The sequence below is a fragment of the Telluria sp. PB2R4 genome, from assembly GCF_059685695.1.
Genome location: NZ_JCASIC010000001.1, coordinates 40,212 through 60,547, shown reverse-complemented (window position 1 = coordinate 60,547; position 20,336 = coordinate 40,212). Strand labels below are relative to the sequence as shown.

9 protein-coding genes are annotated in these 20,336 nt (G+C 67.9%); 4 read left to right on the top strand and 5 right to left on the bottom strand.

Annotated elements, in window-relative coordinates:
• Nucleotides 1-3: 3 nt before the first annotated feature.
• The 3 genes from recB to AC56LU_RS00245 form a co-directional block, all read right to left on the bottom strand.
• Nucleotides 4-3,669, bottom strand: coding sequence for an exodeoxyribonuclease V subunit beta (gene recB / locus AC56LU_RS00255; RefSeq protein WP_497173586.1), 3,666 nt, complete (start codon nucleotides 3,667-3,669; stop codon nucleotides 4-6).
• Nucleotides 3,666-7,115: an exodeoxyribonuclease V subunit gamma gene (gene recC, locus AC56LU_RS00250; RefSeq protein ID WP_497173585.1), complete on the bottom strand. Its 3,450-nt coding sequence runs from the start codon at nucleotides 7,113-7,115 to the stop codon at nucleotides 3,666-3,668. Before recC ends, recB begins: the two co-directional genes overlap by 4 nt.
• Before the next feature lie 105 nt (nucleotides 7,116-7,220).
• Nucleotides 7,221-10,274, bottom strand: a complete 3,054-nt coding sequence (locus tag AC56LU_RS00245; RefSeq protein WP_497173584.1) for a CHASE domain-containing protein — start codon at nucleotides 10,272-10,274, stop codon at nucleotides 7,221-7,223.
• 91 nt (nucleotides 10,275-10,365) lie between these two features.
• Between AC56LU_RS00245 and AC56LU_RS00240 the strand changes: the two genes are divergently transcribed.
• Nucleotides 10,366-12,456: a prolyl oligopeptidase family serine peptidase gene (locus AC56LU_RS00240; protein ID WP_497173583.1), complete on the top strand. Its 2,091-nt coding sequence runs from the start codon at nucleotides 10,366-10,368 to the stop codon at nucleotides 12,454-12,456.
• On the opposite strand, the gene AC56LU_RS00235 is transcribed toward AC56LU_RS00240, so the two are convergent.
• Entirely contained in the window at nucleotides 12,453-13,046 is a 594-nt protein-coding gene (locus AC56LU_RS00235) for an acyl-homoserine-lactone synthase (RefSeq protein ID WP_497173582.1), read from the bottom strand. The genes AC56LU_RS00240 and AC56LU_RS00235 overlap by 4 nt on opposite strands.
• A 157-nt stretch (nucleotides 13,047-13,203) precedes the next feature.
• Here AC56LU_RS00235 and AC56LU_RS00230 point away from each other — a divergent pair, with 157 nt between their 5' ends.
• Nucleotides 13,204-13,476 (top strand): helix-turn-helix domain-containing protein, encoded by a 273-nt coding sequence (locus tag AC56LU_RS00230; protein WP_497173581.1) that lies wholly within the window; start codon nucleotides 13,204-13,206, stop codon nucleotides 13,474-13,476.
• On the opposite strand, the gene AC56LU_RS00225 is transcribed toward AC56LU_RS00230, so the two are convergent.
• Nucleotides 13,451-14,167 carry an autoinducer binding domain-containing protein gene (locus AC56LU_RS00225; protein WP_497173580.1) on the bottom strand — a complete coding sequence of 239 codons (717 nt, stop codon included), beginning with the start codon at nucleotides 14,165-14,167 and terminating at the stop codon, nucleotides 13,451-13,453. The two genes, AC56LU_RS00230 and AC56LU_RS00225, sit on opposite strands and share 26 nt — an antisense overlap.
• Before the next feature lie 374 nt (nucleotides 14,168-14,541).
• On the opposite strand from AC56LU_RS00225, the gene AC56LU_RS00220 reads away from it, so the two are divergent.
• Both AC56LU_RS00220 and AC56LU_RS00215 read left to right on the top strand, forming a co-directional pair.
• Nucleotides 14,542-19,449, top strand: coding sequence for a HAMP domain-containing protein (locus tag AC56LU_RS00220; RefSeq protein WP_497173579.1), 4,908 nt, complete (start codon nucleotides 14,542-14,544; stop codon nucleotides 19,447-19,449).
• The gene (locus AC56LU_RS00215) at nucleotides 19,437-20,300 is read left to right on the top strand and encodes a CheR family methyltransferase (RefSeq protein WP_497173578.1); all 864 of its coding nucleotides are present in this window, start codon (nucleotides 19,437-19,439) and stop codon (nucleotides 20,298-20,300) included. Before AC56LU_RS00220 ends, AC56LU_RS00215 begins: the two co-directional genes overlap by 13 nt.
• The last annotated feature ends 36 nt before the right edge of the window (nucleotides 20,301-20,336 follow it).

The following is a 20,336-nucleotide window of genomic DNA, read 5'->3' as shown; positions in this document are numbered from 1 at the left end:
TCCCTACTCCCCCTTGTCCAGCAGACGTTCGACTCCGTCCAGCAGTTCCAGGTCCGGGCCCAGCACGCAGCAGCCGCGCGTGTCGACGTTCGCGATCCCGCGCAGGAACAGGAACACGGCGCCGCCCAACTGCCGGCGCGGCTCGTAGGCGCTGCCCAGGCGGCTGCGCAGCAGGCGGTGCAGGGCCAGCATGTAGATCGTGCCCTGGATGTCGTAGCGGTGCTCCGCCATGCCCAGTTCCATCGCAGCCTGGGTATAGGCGGCGTCACCCGGGCCCAGTGCGTTGGTCTTGTAGTCGAGCACCCAGTAGCGGCCGTCGTGCTCGAATACGAGATCGGCGAAGCCCTTGAGCATCCCGTGCAGTACCCGCTCCGGCAGGGTCGGCCGCTCCAGGCCCTTCATGATGCGCGCGCGGCACAGGCGGTCGAGCTGCGCGACGTCGAGTCGCTCGCTGGGGAACCAGAATTCCAGCTCCGGCACCGGGTCCTGCAGGTCGCCGAGGGCCGCCCCCAGCGGCGGCAGCTCGGTCGTCACCGCCGCGTGCAGCCAGGCCAGCGCATCGTCCTGGCGGTGGCCCCAGCCGGCGCGCTCGACCCGCTGGCCGAGGCGCAGCAGGAAGTCCGGCTCGCCGGCGCGCTCGAAGCCCTCGCCCGCCATCCATTCGAGCTGCTCATGCATGAAGTTGCCGGGCACCGAACCGCGCGGGAAACGGTGCCAGGGCGCGTCCTCGATGCGCGGCGGCGTCGCAGCCTGCGGCGCTTCCTCGAGCAGGGTCTGGTCCTGCGCCCGCATCGGCGCCGGCGCCGGGGCCAAGACAGCCACCGCATGGCGCACCAGGGAAGTGAAGGAGCCGATCGTCCAGTCGCGCTCGAACGAGGCGTCGTAGCGCGGCGCCCCCAGCAGGTCCGGGCGCACGTCTTCGCGCGACAGCAGCGTGCGCTCATGCGCTTGCCCTTGGGCTTCGCCCAGGTCGCGCAGCACGATGCCCTCGACGCCGCCGCGCAGCCGTTCCAGGCGCTCGCGCAGCAGTTCCGCGTCGATTTTTTCGCCGCCGCCAAGCAGGTAGCCGAGCGCCGATTCGTGCAGGCGATTCTCGTTCTTGCTGCGCCCGCTGATCGGCGCGGCGCCCAGCCACAGGTAGTGGCGCGCGCGCGTCAGGGCCACGTACAGCAGGCGCAGGTCTTCTTCCAGGCGCGCGCGGTCGACCGCCTCGAGCGATTCGTCACCCATCGCCAGGTCGAGATGGCGCCCGCCATCGGAATCCACGAACTCGAAGAAGGCGCGGTTACGGCGGTCGGTACGGCGTGCGGTGACGGCAAACGGCAGGTAGACCAGAGGATATTCCAGGCCTTTCGACTTGTGCACCGTGACCACCTTGACCAGCTCGGCGTCGCTCTCCAGGCGCAGCACGCGCTCATCCCCACCCTCGCCCAGGCCGCCCTGCTGCTCGGCCAGCCAGCGGATCAGGGCCTGCTCGCCTTCCAGCTGGGCGCTGGCTTCCTGCAACAGCTCGGCCAGGTGCAGCAGGTTGGTCAGGCGCCGTTCGCCCCCGGGTTGGCGCAGCAGGCGCGCCGGCAGACCCAGTTCGTGGACAAAGCGGCGCAGCATGGCCAGCACGCCCTGGCGCTGCCAGGCGCCGTGCAGGTTCTTCAGCTGCTCGACGCGCGCCTCCCAGGCCACTTCGTCGGACGACAGCTTCGCCAGCTCGCCCAGCGGCAGGCCGGCGGTGCGGGTGGCGAAGGCCGCGCGTGCCAGGGTGCCGTCGAGCGGATTGGCGACCGCGTACAGCCAGCGCAGCACGTCGGCCGCCTCTTCGCTCTCGAGCACCGAATCCTTGTCGGACAAATACACGCTCGCCACCTTGCGCTCCACCAGCGCACGCCGCACGGCGGCGGCCTCGCGCCGGTCGCGCACCAGGATCGCAATATCGGCCGGCATCAGGCGGCGGAAGCGCTCGCCGTCCGAGAAGCCCACGCGCTCGTCGCCCAGCAGGCCGACGATGTGTTCGGCGCAGTGGTGGGCAAAATACTCGCGGTAGGCTTCCTGGGTCATCGTCCCGGCGCAGCACACCGACATCGCATGCTCGGCGCCGCTTGCCCCCACCAGGCGCTCGCGGTGGCCCTTGGCCCCGACCGGCTCGAAGGGCAGCGGATTATCGGCGCCGCGCCGGAAGCGGAACGCCCCGGCGGGGTAGCCGCCCTGTCCGTCGAGGCCCTCGGCATGGCGGAACAACTGGTTCACCGCCGCCACCAGCTGGCTGGTGGAACGATAGTTGACGCCCAGCTGGTAGTGGCGCCCCGCGGTGGCGCGCCGCGCCGCCAGGTAGCTGTGGATGTCGGCGCCGCGGAAACCGTAGATCGACTGCTTCGGGTCGCCGATCAGGAACAGCCCGCGCTCCGGATCGTTGTCAGCCACCCGATACAGCAGGTCGAAGATGCGGTACTGGTCGGGCGAGGTGTCCTGGAATTCATCGACCATCGCCACCGGGAACTGCGCGACGATGCGGCGCCGCAGCGCTTCGCCGTTCGGCCCCTCCAGGGCGTCCTTCAGGCGCTCGAGCATGTCGGCGAAGCCGAACTGGCGGTCGCGCGCCTTCAGCTCGCGCATGCGGCCGGCGATGTGGCTGGCGGCATGGCGCAGCAGCGCATGCGACAGCGGCTCAAGGCGGCCCAGGGCATCTTTCAGCGGCAGGGTAGCATCGAAGCAGTCCGGCACCTCGGCCACGAAGTCCTTGCTGAACGCATCGACGATGCCGTCCGGGCACAGGCGGCGCCAGGCGGTCTCGTTCAGGTCGGGCCGCACCTGCACGGGATCGAGGGCCCAGGCGCGCAGCGCCTCGAACCACTTCACCAGCGAGTCGGCGCGCATCTTGTTGCCGTTGAAGCACTTTGGATTGCGTTCTCGGTGGCCGGCGATCCAGCGTTCCATCTCGTCGGCGCGCGCGCCCCAGCCTTCTTTCAGGCTGGAGAGTTCGGCGCGCAGCGCCTCCTGCACGCGCCCCACCAGCACCCCGAGCGGCTCCGGGGCGCATTCGCCCAGCAGGTGGGTGCGCGACACCAGCTCGCGCACGCCGCCCTTCAGGGCCTCGACGTCGCGCCAGCATTCGCGTACCGCCGCCAGCGCATTGGCGCCCAGCGGGTAGATGTGCTGGCGCCAGTAGTCATGCGCGGCGTCCTCGAACAGCGCGCGTTCGTCGCTCACCAGCTCTTCGTCGAACAGGCTGCCGGAGTCAAAAGCGTGCTCGCGCAGCATGCGCTGGCACCAGGCGTCGATGGTGAAGATCGCCGCCTCGTCCATGGTCTCGGCGGCCAGCACCAGGCGGTGGGCGGCCACGCTACGCTCGGCTTCGCCGGGATAGGCATCCGCGAGCGCCTGCAAGTAAGGATCGGCGATCGTCAGCTGGCCGCGGAAACAGGCCGCCGCTTCCACCAGGCGCTCGCGCACCCGGTTGGCCAGCTCGCGCGTGGCGGCTCGGGTGAAGGTCATCACCAGGATCTCGCTCGGCAGCAGCGGACGCGGATAGGCGCTTTGACCATCCCCGGCGCCGTGGCCGAGCACCAGGCGCAGGTAAAGCGCGGCGATGGTCCAGGTCTTGCCGGTGCCGGCCGATGCCTCGATCAGGCGCGTGCCGTGCAGCGGGAAGTCAAGGGGGTCGAGCTGCTGGCTCATGCCGCCCCCCCGTCGGATTCCGCCTGCAACGGCGCCACTTGCACGCCGGTTTCCAGCCAGTCGGCCAGCGGGCCGTACAGGTCGCGCGCCACGTGCGGCCAGTCGCCGGCCGCCACCAGGGCCGCGAAGTCGGGCCACAGGCGCGCCAGGCACAGCTCATCGACTTCGCCCGAGAGTTCGTAGCCGCCTTCGTAGACCAGGCGTGCCTCCGGGTCGCCCGCCCCATCGCGCAGCATGGCCAGCGCGGTCTTGCAGGCCACGCCCAGCGGGCGATCCAGATTGGTGCGCCACAAGGCGGCCAGGTCGTGCAGGGTGGCCGCCGCTTCAAGCGGGTTCAGGGCGGGCATGGTCAGGATGGCGTCGCGCGCCACCAGGTAGCCGGCCACCGGCGCGCCGGCGGCGCTGGCCGCCAGCTGGCGCAGCCAGGCCCCGATCAGCTTGTCGCCGCGCGGGCGCCCTTCCCGGTCCAGCACCTTCGAGGACGCCTGCATCAGCCAGGCGGTCTGGTCGCCGTCGGTACGCAAGCGGTCGATCCAGTCGTCCAGTACCAGGCCGTCGCCGAGACCGAGGCTTGCGGCGCGCTTCGGCGCAGGGTGCGGAAAGCGTGCGCCCAGCGTGAGCCAGGCCGTGCGCACCGGCACCAGGCCGTCGACCAGCTCCTGCTGCCACTGGCGTCCCATCAGGCCGATCGGGAGCACCCCTTCGCGCGCCAGCCGTTCGGCGCGGCCGTGCAGGGCCGCGCGGACTTCGTGCAATGCCTCGACCGGCCCGCTGTCGTCGAGCAGGTGGTCTTCGATGAAATAGCGTTCGAGCGCGTCGAGCGAGAACGGTTCCTCGTCCTCGCCCACCACCGCGGCGTCGGTGAACGCCACGCCCAGGCGGCGGCGGAAGAAGTAGCGCGCCGGCTGGCGCAGAAAGGCCGCCAGCTCGCCCAGCTTGAGCACGAAGCCCGGTTCGATCTCGTACGGGGGCAGGGCCTGGCCGGCGTCGGCGCCGTCGCTGTCGCTGTCGCCGGCAGTCTGCTCGCCCTGTCCGTGCGCGGTGCGCCATTCGCCGGCATAGGTGAGCAGGCCGCCGCGCTCGAAATAGCGGCGGCTGAAGGGCTGCAGCGCGTGTTCGACCGTGCGTTCGGACAGGTCGAGGTTCCAGCCGTTCTTGAGGTAGTCGCGCAGCTGGGCCACCAGCACCGAGGCCGGCTGTTCGCTGTTGTCGCGCACATTGCGGCCGACCCAGCTGACGTACAGCTTGTCGCGCGCCGACAGCAGCGCTTCGAGCATCAGGTAGCGGTCGTCGTCGCGGCGCGAACGGTCGCCCGGGCGCGCCATGCCGGGAAGCGCCAGCAGGTCGAAGTCGGCCTGTTGGGCGCGGCGCGGGAAGTCGCCGTCGTTCATGCCGAGCAGGCACACCACGCGAAACGGCACCGCGCGCATCGGCATCAGGGTGCAGAAGGTCACGCCGCCCGAGACGAACTGGTGGTTCAGGGTCGGCTGGTCGAGCTGGCCGAGCCAGGATTCGCGCATCACCGCCAGCGGTATCGGTTCGCCGAATTCGGCGCTGTCGACGGTCTCGAGCCAGCACTGCAGCGCTTCGTTCAGCTGGGCCAGGGTCAGGCGGTCTGCCTCGATCCCGGGGTGGAAGAAGGCGGCCAGCAGGCCGCGCGCAGCTTCGCCCCATTCGGCCGGGGTGCGCGACTGCGCCAGCTCGGCACGCCAATGCAGCAGGCTCTCGATGAACTGGGCCAGCGAACCGGCCAGCGCGGCGTCCAGGCCGCCGACTTCGGCATACGGCTCGATGTCGCCGAAGCTACCGCCTGCGCCGCTGGCGTAGCCCAGCAGCATGCGGCGCACCCCGAAGATCCAGGCGTTCTGCTCCCCCACCGAGGCCAGGCCCAGGCCGGCGCGGTGCGCGCGGTCCAGGCCCCAGCGCACGCCCGAGCCCTCGATCCAGCGGCCCAGGATCGGCAGGTCCTCGGTATCGAGGCCGAAGCGCCCGGCCACCGCCGGGACGTCGAGCAGGTCGCGCACCTCGCTCTGGCGGCAACGCTGCTGCGGCAGGCGCAGCAGCCATTCGAGCGCCACCAGCAGCGGATTGACGCTGCGGTCGCGCACGTCGCCGATCTCGAAGGGGATGCGGCGCGGGTCCTTGCTGCGGTGCTGGTCGAACACCGCGTGGATCGCGGCCGAGAATACGTCGATGTCGGGCACCATCACCACCACGTCGCGCGGGCGCAGGCTCGCGTCTTGCGCGAACCAGGACAGCAGCTGGTCGTGCAGCACCTCCACCTCGCGCTGGACGCTGTGGGTGATGTGGAATTCGATCGAGCGGTCGTCGCGCGCCGGCGGTGTTGCCAGGCGTGCGGCCGGATGCTCGCCAGGCGGCAGCAGGTCGCGCACCGCGGCCTGTACCTGGCCGAGCAGGGTCTCGCCCTCGGATTCGTCGAACAGGTCGACGCGCAGGTTCTCGTAACGCGACCCTTCGCCCTGGTCGAATTCGTCGAGCATGCGCACGAAGTCGCGGCCCTGCCGGCCCCAGCTCGCCAGCAGCGGGTGGCTGTGCATGTGCAGTTCCTCGACCGGCACGCTGGCCAGCTCGCGCCCGCCGCGCGGCTGCTGGCGCCGGCGCGCGGCCTTGAGCAACTCGCGCCCCTCGATGATGTCGCCCCAGTAGAAGCGGCACGGGTTCGGCACCGCGAACAGCACCTGGGTGTGGCGCGACAGCGCCGCGATGGCCTGCAGGGTCTGGTACGGCAGGGTCGACATGCCGAACAGGATCACCCGGCGCGGCAGGCGCGCTACCGGCGGCTTGCCCGCCTCCACCGCGGCCAGGAACTGGTCGTGGATCGACGCCCGGCCGGTGACACGCTGCGCCGCGGGCAGGCTGGCGTGAATCTCGCGCCACAGGCAGGCTTGCCATTTCAGGTCCGGTCCCAAGGGTACGGCTTCGCCCGCGGCGCGCCGCAGCTGGTCGCGTCCGGCTTCCCAGTCGGCCAGCCAGTCGGCGCGGTAGACCTGGTACTGGTCGTACAGGTCGGCCAGGCGCTCGGCCAGCTGCAGGCGCCGCTCGGGGCAGCCGTCGCCGAGGAATTGCTTGAGCGGTGCATAGCTGGCGTCGTGCACCAGCGCGGGCAGCAGGCGCATCAGGCGCCAGGTGAGCGGGTCCTTGTCGAAGGGCGCGCGGGTGGGCACGCGCTCGCGTCCCAGCATGCCGCGGTAGGCTTCCCACAGGAAGCGCGCCGGCAGCGCCACGCGGGTGGCGGCGCACACCCCCATGTCCTCGGCCAGGGCGATCTTGAGCCATTCGGCCACCCCGTTCGACTGCACCAGGATGGTCTCCTGCTCGAGCGGCCCGAGCGGATGCGCGCGCAGCCAGTCGAACATGGCGCTGCGCAGCAATTCCATCTGGTTGCCGTGCAAAATCAACAAGCCTGGGGTGATCGGGGAGGACATCGGAATGCTTGGGTTGCTCAAGGGGCAAAGGATACAAGGTTTGACGGCTGGGCGAAAGGCTTGGTGGTGCGCATTAGCTCCCTGATAAGCCCTGGAAACCGGCTGTCAATCCTGGGCCGGCACGCCGACGCGGGCGCCGAGCTCGCGCTCGATGCGCACCAGCTGGACGCGCAGGCGCGCCGCCAGCGCCCGGACCTGGGCCGGACGCCCGGACTGGCCCTCGATTTCCTCGCACAGGCCGGCAAAGCCGCCGGCGCCGATGGCGCGCGCCGATGACTTGATCCGGTGCGCCACCGCGGCAGCCGCCGCCATGTTGCCGTGTTCCAGGGCGGCGTCGATCTCGGCCAGCGCGTCGCGCGCCGTCGACACGAACAGGAAGGCGTACTTGCGCATCCGCTCACGATCGCCGCCGGCGCTCATGGCCAGGAATTCCAGGTCGACCAGGCCGGCGGCCGCCCCAGGGCCCGGCGTGGGCGCCAGCACCACGTCGGGCGCCGGGGCCGCGCTGCGTCCCAGGCAGCGCGCGATGGTGGCCGCCAGCAGCTCCGGCACCACCGGCTTGCTCAGGAATTCATCCATGCCGGCCTGCAGGCAGCGCGCGCGGTCTTCCACGCCGGCGTTGGCCGTCATCGCGATCACCAGGGTAGCGCGCAGCCGGGGGGCCTGGCGGATACGGCGGGTGGCCTCCAGCCCATCCATCACCGGCATCTGCACGTCCATCAGGACGCAATCGAAGTGCCGGCGTCCCATCGCGGCAAGCGCCTCGACGCCGTTGCCCGCCACGCTCACATCGGCGCCGGCATGCTGCAGCAGCTCGCGGCCGACCTGCTGGTTGAAGGCGTTGTCTTCGACCAGCAGCACGGCGCAGCCGTCCAGGCGCGTGGCGCGCGCATCCGGCGGCACCGGCGCCGCGCCCAGGCCGGCGGCGCCGTCCTCGAGCCCGGAATGCAGTCCAAGCCGGGCCGTGAACCAGAAGGTGCTGCCCTGTCCCGGGGTGCTGTCGACCCCGACTTCCCCGTGCATCAGCTCCGCTAGCTGCTTGCTGATCACCAGCCCCAGCCCGGTGCCGCCATGGCGCCGCGTGGCCGACGGGTCGGCCTGGTGGAAGGGCGTGAACAGGCCGGCCAGCTTGTCCGGCGCGATGCCGATGCCGCGGTCGCGCACCTCGAAGCGCACCAGCAGCTCCGGGCCGAAGGCATGTTCGAGCCGGGCGCGCAGCAGGATCCGGCCATGCTCGGAAAACTTGACGGCGTTGCCGGCGAAATTCAGCAGCACCTGTGCCAGGCGCAGCGGGTCGCCATGCAGGGGGCGCATCAGTTCGGGCGCGATGTCGACGTCGAAGCCGAGACCCTTGGCGGCGGCCGCCTGTCCCAGCTGCTGCTCGACATCGCGCATCAGCTTGTCGAGCATGAAGCCGACGGTATCGAGTTCGAGCTTGCCGGCCTCGATCTTGGAAAAATCGAGGATGTCGTTGATGATGCCCAGCAGGTGCTGGCCCGAGTGGAAGATCTTGTCCAGGTAGCCGCGCAGCCCGGGGTCGGGATGCGACTGCAGCGCCAGGTGGGTCATCCCGACGATGCTGTTCATCGGGGTGCGGATCTCATGGCTCATGTTCGACAGGAAGTCGCTCTTGGCCTGGTTGGCGGCGTCGGCGCGCGCCTTCAGTTCGTGCAGCGCGGTGACGTCGGTCGAGATGCACAGCACCGCCGGCATCTCGCCTTCCGGATACAGGGGCACCCGCACGCTCCACATCTGGCGCACGCTGCCGTCCGGCAGCGTCAGGGCGGCCTGGACGGCGTGCCGCTCGCCCTGCGCCAGCGCAGCGCAGTCGCGCTCCCAGATTTGCTCGACGTTGGCCGACGACATCACATCGAGGTCGCGGCGCCCGACGATGTCGGCTGCCGCCCGGCCGATCAGCGCCGCGCTCTTCGCGTTCACGTAGCGGAAACGGCGCCCGCTGTCCTTCAGGTAGACATAGGCGTCCAGGTTGTCCAGCACCGAGTCGAGCAGCAGGCGCTGGTCGAGGGCGGTCCGGCGCGAACGCGCCAGGTTGAAGAACAGCGCGAAGCCCAGCAGCGTCACCCCGAAGCCGGAAGCGAACGCCAGCAGCGGCAGGTAGCGGTCGGCACCCGCCGCCATGGCGGCGCGGTCGGCCGAGAAATGGGCTTTCCAGCGAGTGCCGACATAGTCGATCGGCAGCAGGACCTGGAGCCGCCCGCTGCGGACCGGCTGCCCGCGTACGTCGGGGCCGATCAGCAGGCGGTCGCGCGGCTGCAGCGCCAGCGGCGCCGCCGCTGCTGCGCGGACCGGCCCGGGCTCGGTGTACAGGCTGAGCGAGACCGGCCGGCGCGCGTCGGCGCCGAGCGCCCGCTGCACCAGCGCGTCGACCGAGAAGGCGATGCCGATGCTGCCCATGTAGCGCGCACGGCGCTCTTCCAGCGTGGCCGGCACGCCGCCGCCGACATACAGCGGCTCGCGCATGCCGAGCGCAGTGTGCGGGGTCGGCAGCGCGATCCGGATCGGATTGCCGCTGGCGCTGATGGTGCCGCGGTCGCGCGCCGCCGCCAGGGCCGCGGCGACGGAGGGCTGGGCGCCGATGTCGAAGCCGAGCCGGTCCTCGGGCAGGTTGTCGGGCTCGACCCAGGTCACCACGTGGTAGGAGGCGCGGCGCCCCGCAGGCCGGATCTCGAAGCGCGGATAGCCGGACGGCCTCACGCTGCGGTCTGCGCGCACGCCGTCGATAAACTTCTCGCGCCCGGCGTCCGGCACATGGGCGACGTAGTTGACCGTTTCGATCGCGGGGAACTGCGCCGGCAGGTCGAGCCCTTGCACGTAGCGATGGAAGCGCAGCCGGCTCAAAGGCGCCTCGTCCGCCGCGTGCAGTGCCGAAAGGCCGCGCACCACCCGGGAGTACGACGCGATGGCGTTCGATATCCGCTCCTGGGCCAGCCCGGCCACGGTCTCGAAGCGGCGCCGCGCGTCGTCCTCGACCGTGCCGGCGGCCACCCGGTAGCACAGCGCCCCGACCGCAAGCGACAGCGCGAGCCCGGCCACCCAGGGGGCGGCGCTCGCGCCCTGCCGGACCGCGTTGGCGCCGGCATTGGCTGCGGAATGAGCGGCGGCGTTCGGTTCCGAACTGCCGGTTGACGAAGAATGCATGGGGCTCCAGACGTGCGGTTCTGCCTGTTCGATGTTGCTAGTATAGGCAATCGCAGGGTGTAGTTACTCAACAATATTCACATCGGCTCCCATGACCCCACCCGACCGCCAGTCCCCCATCCCCGACGATCCCTACCTGTGGCTCGAAGAGGTCGATGGCGAACGCGCCCGCGCCTGGGTCGAGCAGCGCAACCGGCTGACCGAGACCGAGCTGGAAGCGCAGCCGCAGCATGCTGCCCTGCGCGAGCGGCTGCGCGACATCCTCGATTCCAGCGAGCGGATCCCCTATGCCCGCTGCCATGCCGGCCTGCTGTACAACTTCTGGCGCGACGCCGGTCACGCGCGCGGTATCTGGCGCCGCACCACGCTGGACGACTACCGCAAGGATCTGCCCGCCTGGGAAACCCTGGTCGACCTCGACGTCCTGGCGCGCGAAGAAGGCGAGAACTGGGTCTGGGGCGGCGTCACCTGGCTCGAGCCCGGTGGCGAGCGCTGCCTGGTCTCGCTCTCGCGCGGCGGCGGCGATGCCCACGTGGTGCGCGAGTTCGACCTTGCCCTGCGGCGCTTCGTGCCCGATGGCTTCACCCTGCCCGAAGCCAAGAGCGATGTCGCCTGGATCGACCGCGACACCCTGTTCGTCGGTACCGACTTCGGTCCCGGCTCGCTGACCGAGTCTGGATACCCGCGCATCGTCAAGGAGTGGAAGCGCGGCACGCCGCTCGATGCCGCCACCACCGTGGTCGAGGCGCGTGCCGACGACCTGTCGGCTTCGGCCTGGTGCGACGCCACACCCGGCTTCGAGCGCGAGTTCGTCCTGCGCCAGATCGGCTTCTACAGCAGCGAGCTGTACGTGCGGCGCGCGCACGGCTTGCTCAAGCTGCCCAAGCCCGAGGATGCCAATGCATTCGCGGTGCGCGACCAGGTCGTGCTCGAACTGCGCTCCGACTGGCAGGCGGGCGGCGCCAGATACCCGCGCGGCGCGCTGCTGGCCGCCGATTTCGACGGATTCCTGCGCGGCGAGGCGGTGTTCGAACAGCTGTTCACGCCCTCGCCCACCACCTCGCTCGACGGCTTGACGGTGACGCGCGACGCCCTGCTGCTCACGCTGCTCGACAATGTCAGGAACCGGCTTGTCGAGCTGCGCCGTGCCGGCGGCCGCTGGCAGGCGCACGAGATCGCGCCGCCCTCGACCGGCGGCGGCAATGCCGCCCTCGATGCATGGGCCTTCGACCGGGTGACCTCGAACCACTATTTCCTGACGGCGACCGGGTTCACCGAGCCGTCCACGCTGTACCTGATGGAGTCCGGCGGCGATCCTGAAGCCGCCGGACGCGGCGCGCATCGACAGGGCGAACGGCTGAAGGCGATGCCCGCCTTCTTCGACGCCCGGGGCATGCAGGTCCACCAGTTCGAATCGCTGTCGCGCGACGGCACCCGCGTACCCTATTTTGTCGTGATGCGCGGCGACGCCCGCTTCGACGGCGACAACCCGACGGTCCTGTACGGCTACGGCGGCTTCGAGGTCGCGCTCAAGCCCTCGTATGGCGCGATCAGCGGCGCCGCCTGGCTCGAGAGCGGCGGCGTGTATGTCGTCGCCAACATCCGCGGCGGCGGCGAATTCGGCCCCGGCTGGCACCAGGCGGCGCTGAAGGAAAACCGCCAGCGCGCCTTCGACGACTTTATCGGCGTGGCCGAAGACCTCATTGCGCGCAAGATCAGCCGCCCGCCCAGGCTCGGCATCATGGGCGGCAGCAACGGCGGCCTGCTGGTCGGCGCCGTGCTGACCCGGCGCCCCGAACTGTTCGGGGCCGCGGTCTGTCAGGTGCCGCTGCTGGACATGCGGCGCTACCACCTGCTGCTGGCAGGCGCGTCCTGGATGGGCGAGTACGGCGACCCGGACGATCCGGCCGAGTGGGCCTGGATTTCCCGTTACTCGCCCTATCACCAGGTGCGGGCCGGGGTACGCTACCCGCGCGTGCTGTTTACCACCTCGACCCGCGACGACCGGGTCCATCCGGGCCATGCGCGCAAGATGGCGGCCCGCATGCTGGAACAGGGCCACGACCTGCTGTATTGGGAAAACACCGAGGGCGGCCACGCCGGCGCCGCCGACAATGCGCAGACGGCGCGCATGTGGGCGATGACCTGGACCTTCCTGCGCCGCCAGCTGATGGGCGCTTAAGCCGCCCGCGATGCAGCACGGCGGGCGTACAGCGCTTCCCAGGTGGCGCGCACGTCGACGTAGAATGCCACCGCGTTCTCGATGCCGATCCGCTGCGGCTCGCCGAGGCGGCTGGTGACGACGCCCGCGCGCCGCGTCAGGCGCTCCATCGCGGTCGTGGTCACGGTGACGAAGTGGGTCAGGCCGTTCTCGATGCCGTAGCGGATCACGGCCTCGAAACACTGCATCGTCATGTCCGAGAAGCCGTAGCGGTTCTCCTTGTCCGTCTCGAGGGCGAAGCGCGACAGTTCCCAGATGCGCGCGTCGCTCGGCGCCTCGCGCCCTTCGAGCAGCTGGGCGAAGGAATCCTTGAGCATGTACGGTCCTTCGGTCGGCAGCAGGCGCCAGCAGCCGAGCAGCTGGCCGCCCGGTTCGCGCATCACCATATAGGCCGGATCGAGCGCGTCATAGCCGTCGATTTCCATGCCGGACATCACCGGCACCTCCCAGCCCAGCCGCCCGCTGAATACCTTGGCGCGCAGGGTATGCATCTCCCACAGGTCTTTGGATTTGAAGTCACGGCGTGCTGCGATTTTGATTTGCATCGTCATTTTAGGCCCCTAAATTGTGGTGGATCAAGCTATGCACTTCGCATACAAGATTCATGCAAAGCGGGCAAAATCGGAACTATCAGGACTGCTAGGTAGCTATGCACGCAAGCGGTGGAATACTTGCGGTTTGCATAGCCACCGATGGAAAGGAGCAGAGATGGGAAATGAACTGATGTGCGACGCACTGGCAGCGGAACTGGAAGCGCAACATGCGGCGCAGACGGCAGGCGCGCACCGATCGACGTCGCACGAACTGCGGCGCCTGCGCATTGCGAAACGCGAAAGTCAGGAAAAATTCTGGAGCCGTTTCGGGGTGACCCAGTCAAGCGGAAGCCGCTTCGAGACCGGCCTTGCGGTCCCGGCTCCGGTGGCCATCCTGTTGCGTCTCTACGTCAACGGGCGGGTCAGCGATGGTGATCTTCAGGCGTGAGCAAGCCCAGGGAGATCGCCTTGACGACCGCCTGCTGACGGGTGTTGACGCCGAATTTCTGACGGACGTTCGCCAGGTGGAAGTTGACGGTCGCCTCGGAGCAGTTGGTGATCCGGGCGACCTCCCATGAGGACTTGCCGGCCATGACCCATTGCAGCACTTCGCGCTCGCGCCGGGTCAGGCGCGGCAGCTCGGGTTCCGCCTTGGCCTCGCGAAAGCGGGCCGAAGAGGCGAAGGCGTAGTCGCGGATGAGGGAGAGTGCCGGCAGCACTTCGAACAGCGAGCGCTCGAAGGGCGCGTCGGGACGCAGGTCGGAGGCAAAGCTGATCATGCCCAGCTCGCCCTGGGGGCCATGGATCGGCAGCGTCACCCCGCTGCGGATACCGTGCGAGCTGGCTTCTTCGTACAGGGCGCCCGGCACCCCGCTGCCGAAGGTGGCAGGCGCCCAGATCAGCGGCAGCGTATTCGACACGCAATGGCCGACGGTCGGATCGACGTAGGCGAAGCCGTTGGCGTCGTAACGATCGCGCCATTCCGTGGAATAGTTGCTGCGCGTAAAGGCATTTTCGAAGCGTACATGTCGCGAGGGCACAACACCGTAGAGCATCTGCTCGAAGCCAAGGCTATGCGCCAGCTTGAACAGCCGCTCCGTCCAGGCGCGATCATCTCCAGCGTTAAGCAGCTCCAGCAATAGTGACGTGTCGATCATAGGACAAAGGCGGTTCAATAGGTTTTATGCTAATCGAGTTTGTTCAGTAAAAACTCACCAATTGCCACACCCTCGACTAAAGTGCTAAGTGTTGAGCGCAAAGCTGTAGTTACAATGCAACGATTTATCCTCTAATCGTGCGCTACAAATATTTCCTTTGCGTTAAGCTGCGCCGATTACGCGAGCTGAATTTTCCTTAGTGCAAGGTTTTTCGGCCTTGCCCCCCCTACTTCCATCTGGCGATGCTTGACTTGAGTCTATACAAGAGTATCTTCTCTGCATTTCACAGTTTGCAGTCGCAGGTTCCTGCGCCGGCGCCGGACATTCAACCCCAACGCGAAACAAGGATTTAGTCGATGAACAACATGACCGACATGGGCGAACAGTTGGACGTCAAGCTATTGCTGACCACCCTGATGGCGCTGAAAAAAGGCGACTTCTCGGTGCGCATGCCCGCGGACTGGACTGGGGTGTCCGGCAAGATCGCCGACACGCTCAACGACATCATCGAAACCAAGCAGAAAATGGTGGAGACGGTGACCGAAGTGTCGCGTGTCGTCGGCCGCGAAGGTCACCTGACCCAGCGCGCGGACGTGCCGGGCGTGGTCGGCGGCTGGGCAACGATCATCAGTTCGGTCAACACCCTGATCGACGACCTGGTGCGCCCCACCACCGAGATGGCGCGCGTCATCGGTGCGGTGGCGAAGGGCGACCTGTCGCAGACCATGGCGCTGGAAGTCGACGGCCACCCGCTGAAGGGCCAGTACCTGCGCGCGGCAATGACCGCGAACACCATGGTGGAACAGCTGTCCTCGTTCTCTTCCGAAGTGACGCGCGTGGCGCGCGAAGTGGGTACCGAGGGTAAGCTGGGCGGCCAGGCGCAGGTGAAGGGCGTGGCGGGTACCTGGAAGGACTTGACCGACTCGGTCAACTCGATGGCGGGTAACCTGACCTCGCAGGTGCGTAACATCGCCGAGGTGACCACCGCGGTGGCGAACGGCGACTTGTCGAAAAAGATTACGGTGGACGTGCGCGGCGAGATCCTGCAGCTGAAGGACACCATCAACGTCATGGTGGACCAGCTGCGTTCCTTCGCATCGGAAGTGACCCGGGTGGCGCGCGAGGTGGGTACCGAAGGTAAACTCGGTGGACAGGCCTACGTGCCTGGCGTCGGCGGCACCTGGAAGGACTTGACCGACAACGTGAACTTCATGGCCTCGAACCTGACGGGCCAGGTGCGTAACATCGCGGCCGTGACGACCGCGGTGGCGAACGGCGACCTGTCCAAGAAGATTACCGTGGACGTGAAGGGCGAGATTCTCGAACTGAAGAATACGATTAACGTCATGGTGGACCAGCTGTCCTCGTTCGCATCGGAGGTGACCCGCGTCGCCCGTGAGGTGGGTACCGAGGGCAAGCTGGGCGGCCAGGCGCAGGTGAAGGGCGTCGGCGGTACCTGGAAGGACTTGACCGACTCCGTGAACTCGATGGCGGGTAACCTGACCGGCCAGGTGCGTAACATCGCGGACGTGACCACCGCGGTGGCGAACGGCGACTTGTCCAAGAAAATTACCGTGGACGTGAAGGGCGAGATTCTCGAGCTGAAGAACACCATCAACGTCATGGTCGACCAGCTGAACTCCTTCGCATCGGAGGTGACGCGCGTGGCGCGTGAAGTGGGTACCGAGGGCCGCCTCGGCGGCCAGGCGAACGTGCCGGGTGTTGCGGGTACCTGGAAAGACTTGACCGATAACGTGAACTTCATGGCGGGTAACCTGACCGGCCAGGTGCGTAACATCGCGGAGGTGACCACCGCGGTGGCGAACGGCGACCTGTCCAAGAAGATTACCGTGGACGTGAAGGGCGAGATTCTCGAACTGAAGAACACCATTAACGTCATGGTCGACCAGTTGTCCTCGTTCGCATCCGAGGTGACCCGCGTGGCGCGTGAGGTGGGTACCGAGGGCAAGCTGGGTGGCCAGGCTTACGTGCCGGGCGTCGGCGGCACCTGGAAGGACTTGACCGACAACGTGAACTTCATGGCCTCGAACCTGACGGGCCAGGTGCGTAACATCGCGGCGGTGACGACCGCGGTGGCGCGTGGTGACTTGTCGAAGAAGATTACCGTGGACGTGAAGGGTGAGATTCTCGAGCTGAAAGACACCATCAACGTCATGGTCGACCAGTTGTCCTCGTTCGCATCGGAAGTGACGCGCGTCGCGCGTGAGGTGGGTACCGAAGGTAAACTCGGCGGCCAGGCGAACGTGTCCGGCGTGGCGGGTACCTGGAAAGACTTGACCGAGAACGTCAACCAGCTGGCGGCGAACCTGACCAACCAGATGCGCGCGATCGGTGAAGTGGCGACCGCGGTGACCCGTGGTGACCTCTCGCGTTCCATCCAGGTGGAAGCGCGCGGCGAGGTGTCCTACCTGAAGGACAACATCAACGAGATGATCCGCAACCTGAAGGAAACCACGCAGAAGAACGCGCAGCAGGATTGGCTCAAGACCAACCTGGCGCGCTTCACCCGCCTGCTGCAGGGCCAGCGCGACTTGCAGGCCGTGACCAAACTGATCCTGTCCGAGCTGGCGCCGCTGGTCTCGGCCCACCACGGCGTGTTCTACATGATGGACTCGCAGGAAACCGATGCACGCCTGCGCATGATCGCGAGTTACGGCTACCGTTCCAGCCGCAAGCTGCCGACCTCCTTCCTGCCGGGCGAAGGCCTGGTGGGCCAGTGCGCGCTGGAGAAGAACCGCATCTGGCTGACCGACGTGCCGCGCGACTACATCGTGGTCTCGTCGGGCCTCGGTTCGGCCCCGCCGAACAACATCGTGGTGCTGCCGATCCTGTTCGAACAGCAGGTCAAGGCGGTGATCGAGATCGCGTCGCTCGACCGCTTCACCGAAACCCACCTGTCCTTCCTCGACCAGCTAATGGAATCGATCGGCGTGGTGCTGAACACCATCGAAGCGAACAGCCGTACCGAATCGCTGCTGACCCAGTCGCAGTCGCTGGCGCAGGAACTGCAGCAGACCAACCAGGAACTGGCGGAAAAGGCGCGCCTGCTGTCCGAGCAGAACATCGAGGTGGAACGCAAGAACCGCGAGGTGGAGCAGGCGAAGCTGGCGCTGGAAGAAAAGGCGACCCAGCTGGCGCTGTCGTCGAAGTACAAGTCCGAGTTCCTGGCAAATATGTCGCACGAACTGAGGACGCCACTGAACTCGCTCCTGATCCTGGCGCAGCAGCTGTCGGATAACCCCGAGGGCAACCTGTCGGGCAAGCAGGTGGAATTCGCCAAGACCATCCACGGCTCCGGCTCCGACCTCTTGACCCTGATTAACGACATTCTCGACCTGTCGAAGATCGAATCCGGTACCGTCACGCTGGACGTGTCCGAGTACCGCTTCTCGAACCTGCGCAACTACGTCGACCGCACCTTCCGCCACATGGCCGAAGCCAAGCACCTCGGCTTCGAGGTGGGCCTGGCCGACAACCTGCCGACCGCCGTGATGACCGACACCACGCGCCTGCAGCAGGTCTTGAAAAACCTGCTGTCGAACGCGTTCAAGTTCACCAGCCACGGCCAGGTCGAACTGACCATCAGCCTGGTCAACAGCGGCTGGACCCACGACCACCCGAACCTGGTGCACGCCGACGCGGTGCTGGCCTTCTCGGTGCGCGATACCGGCGTGGGCATCCCGTCCGACAAGCTGCAGCTGATCTTCGAGGCATTCCAGCAGGCCGACGGCTCGACCGCCCGTAAATATGGCGGCACCGGCCTGGGCCTGTCGATCTCGCGTGAACTGGCGCGCCTGCTGGGCGGCGAAATCCGCGTCGAATCGACCGTCAACGTCGGCTCGACGTTCACGCTGTACCTGCCGTACAACCGCGCAGGCTTCGTCAATTACGAACAGGCGCGCCAGCCGCAGCCGGCACGCCTGGCGCCGCCGCCGACCACTTCCGCCACCACCGTGTCCTACCAGCCGGTGGTGCAGGCAAACAGCGAGGTGGCGACCGCCGATTCGCCCGATACCGCCTCGACCGTCGAGTATTCGTCGGTACTGGACGACCGCGGCTTGGTGACCCCGGGCGACCCGTCGGTGCTGATCGTGGAAGACGACGAGCGCTTCGCCAAGGTGCTGCTCGATTTCGCCCGCGAGAAGAACTTCAAGGGTGTCGTCACCCAGCGCGGCGACTCGGCGCTGTCGCTGGCGCGCGACTACCTGCCGTCGGCGATCCTGCTCGACATCGACCTGCCGGACATCGACGGCTTCACGGTACTCGACCGCCTCAAGCGCGACCCGAGCACCCGCCACATCCCGGTGCACGTGATGTCCTCGCTGCGCGAGCGCGAGCGCGCGCTACGCCAGGGCGCCATCTCGTACATCAACAAGCCGGTCAGCCGCGAGGCGCTGCAGGAAGAATTCAAGCGCATCCAGAAGTTCCTGCTCGGCGGCAAGCGCTCGCTGCTGGTGGTGGAAGACGACATGGCCCAGCGCGAATCGATCGTGGCCCTGATCGGCAACACCGACATCCATATGGTGACGGCCGAGACCGGCGCCGCGGCGATGGAAGCGCTGGAGAGCTCCCGCTTCGACTGCATGGTGCTGGACCTGACCCTGCCGGACGTCTCGGGTTTCGACCTGCTGGACCGCATCGGCGCCAACGAGCGCTTGCGCGACCTGCCGGTGGTGATCTACACCGCGAAGGAGCTGTCGCGCAAGGAAGTCACCAAGCTCAAGCGCTACGCCAAGACCATCGTCATGAAGGACGCCCGCTCGCCGGAACGCCTGCTGGACGAGACCGCGCTGTTCCTGCACCGATCGCAGGCCAGCCTGCCGGAGCAGCAACGCAAGATCCTGGAAGAGATTCACGCGCTTGATGGCGGCCTGGCCGGGCGCAAGGTGCTGATCGTCGACGACGACCTGCGTAACATCTTTGCGCTGTCGACCCTGCTCGAGCGCCAGCAGATGCAGGTGCTGTTCGCCGAGAACGGCCGCGACGGCATCGAGGTGCTGGAGAAGGACCCGACCATCGAGATCGTCCTGATGGACATCATGATGCCGGAGATGGACGGCTACGACACGATGCGGGCGATCCGCCGCATTCCGAAGTTCCGTTCGCTGCCGATCATCACCCTGACTGCGAAGGCGATGAAGGGTGACCGCGACAAGTGTATCGCCGCCGGCGCTTCCGACTACATCACCAAGCCGGTCGATGTGGCCCAGCTGCTGTCGATGATGCGCGTTTGGCTGCACTGATGGGCGAGCTGAGTGCCTGGTCCGGGTTTGCAGCCGCCCAGGCTACTGAGGAACTCGAAATCGAGCTGTTGCTGGAAGCCGTCTACCAGCGCTTCGGTTTCGACTTCCGCGGCTACGCACGCCCCAGGCTGCGCGAACGGCTGGTGGCCTTGATCGGGGCCCGCGGGCTTGCGACCATCTCGAGCCTGCAGGAGCGGGTGCTGCACGAAGCGGGGGCCGCTCAGGACGTGGTGCGCACGCTGGCGGTGCCGCAGGCAACGCTGTTCGACCTGCCCGAGGACACGCGCCGCCTGCGCACGGCGCTGGGAGACAGCCTGCGCCCGACCGCCCTGCCCAAGGTCTGGCTGGCCGAACCGGCCGGCGTGGCCGAGGCCTGGACGCTGGCGATCCTGCTGGCCGAGGAAAAGCTGTACGGCCGCACCGAGGTATTCGCCACGCTCGCCAGCGACGAGCTGCTGCTGGAAGCGCGCAACGCGAGCCTGCCGGTGGCCCAGCTGACGCTGGCGCAACCTCAGTACGAAGCCAGCGGTGGCAGCGGACGCCTGAGCGACTATTTCGAGATCACGGGCGGCGAGGCGCGCCTGCTGCCGCGCCTGCGCGAACGGATCACCTGGGCGCAGTACAGCCTGGTGACGGATGCCTCGTTCAACGAGTTCCACGGCATCATCTGCCGGCGCGCCCTGCCGGACTTCGGACCGCTGCTGCGCCAGCGCGTGCTGCGCCTGTTCCGCGACAGCCTGTCGCTGTTCGGGGTGCTGGGACTGGACCGCGAGCTGGCGCCGGCCGATGCGGGGGTGGAGGATTACCAGCTGCTGTATCCGGATGGCGGGTGGTACAAGCGGGTGCGCTGATCTTCAGGCTGCCTGACCGCGTGGGCGAGGGACTCG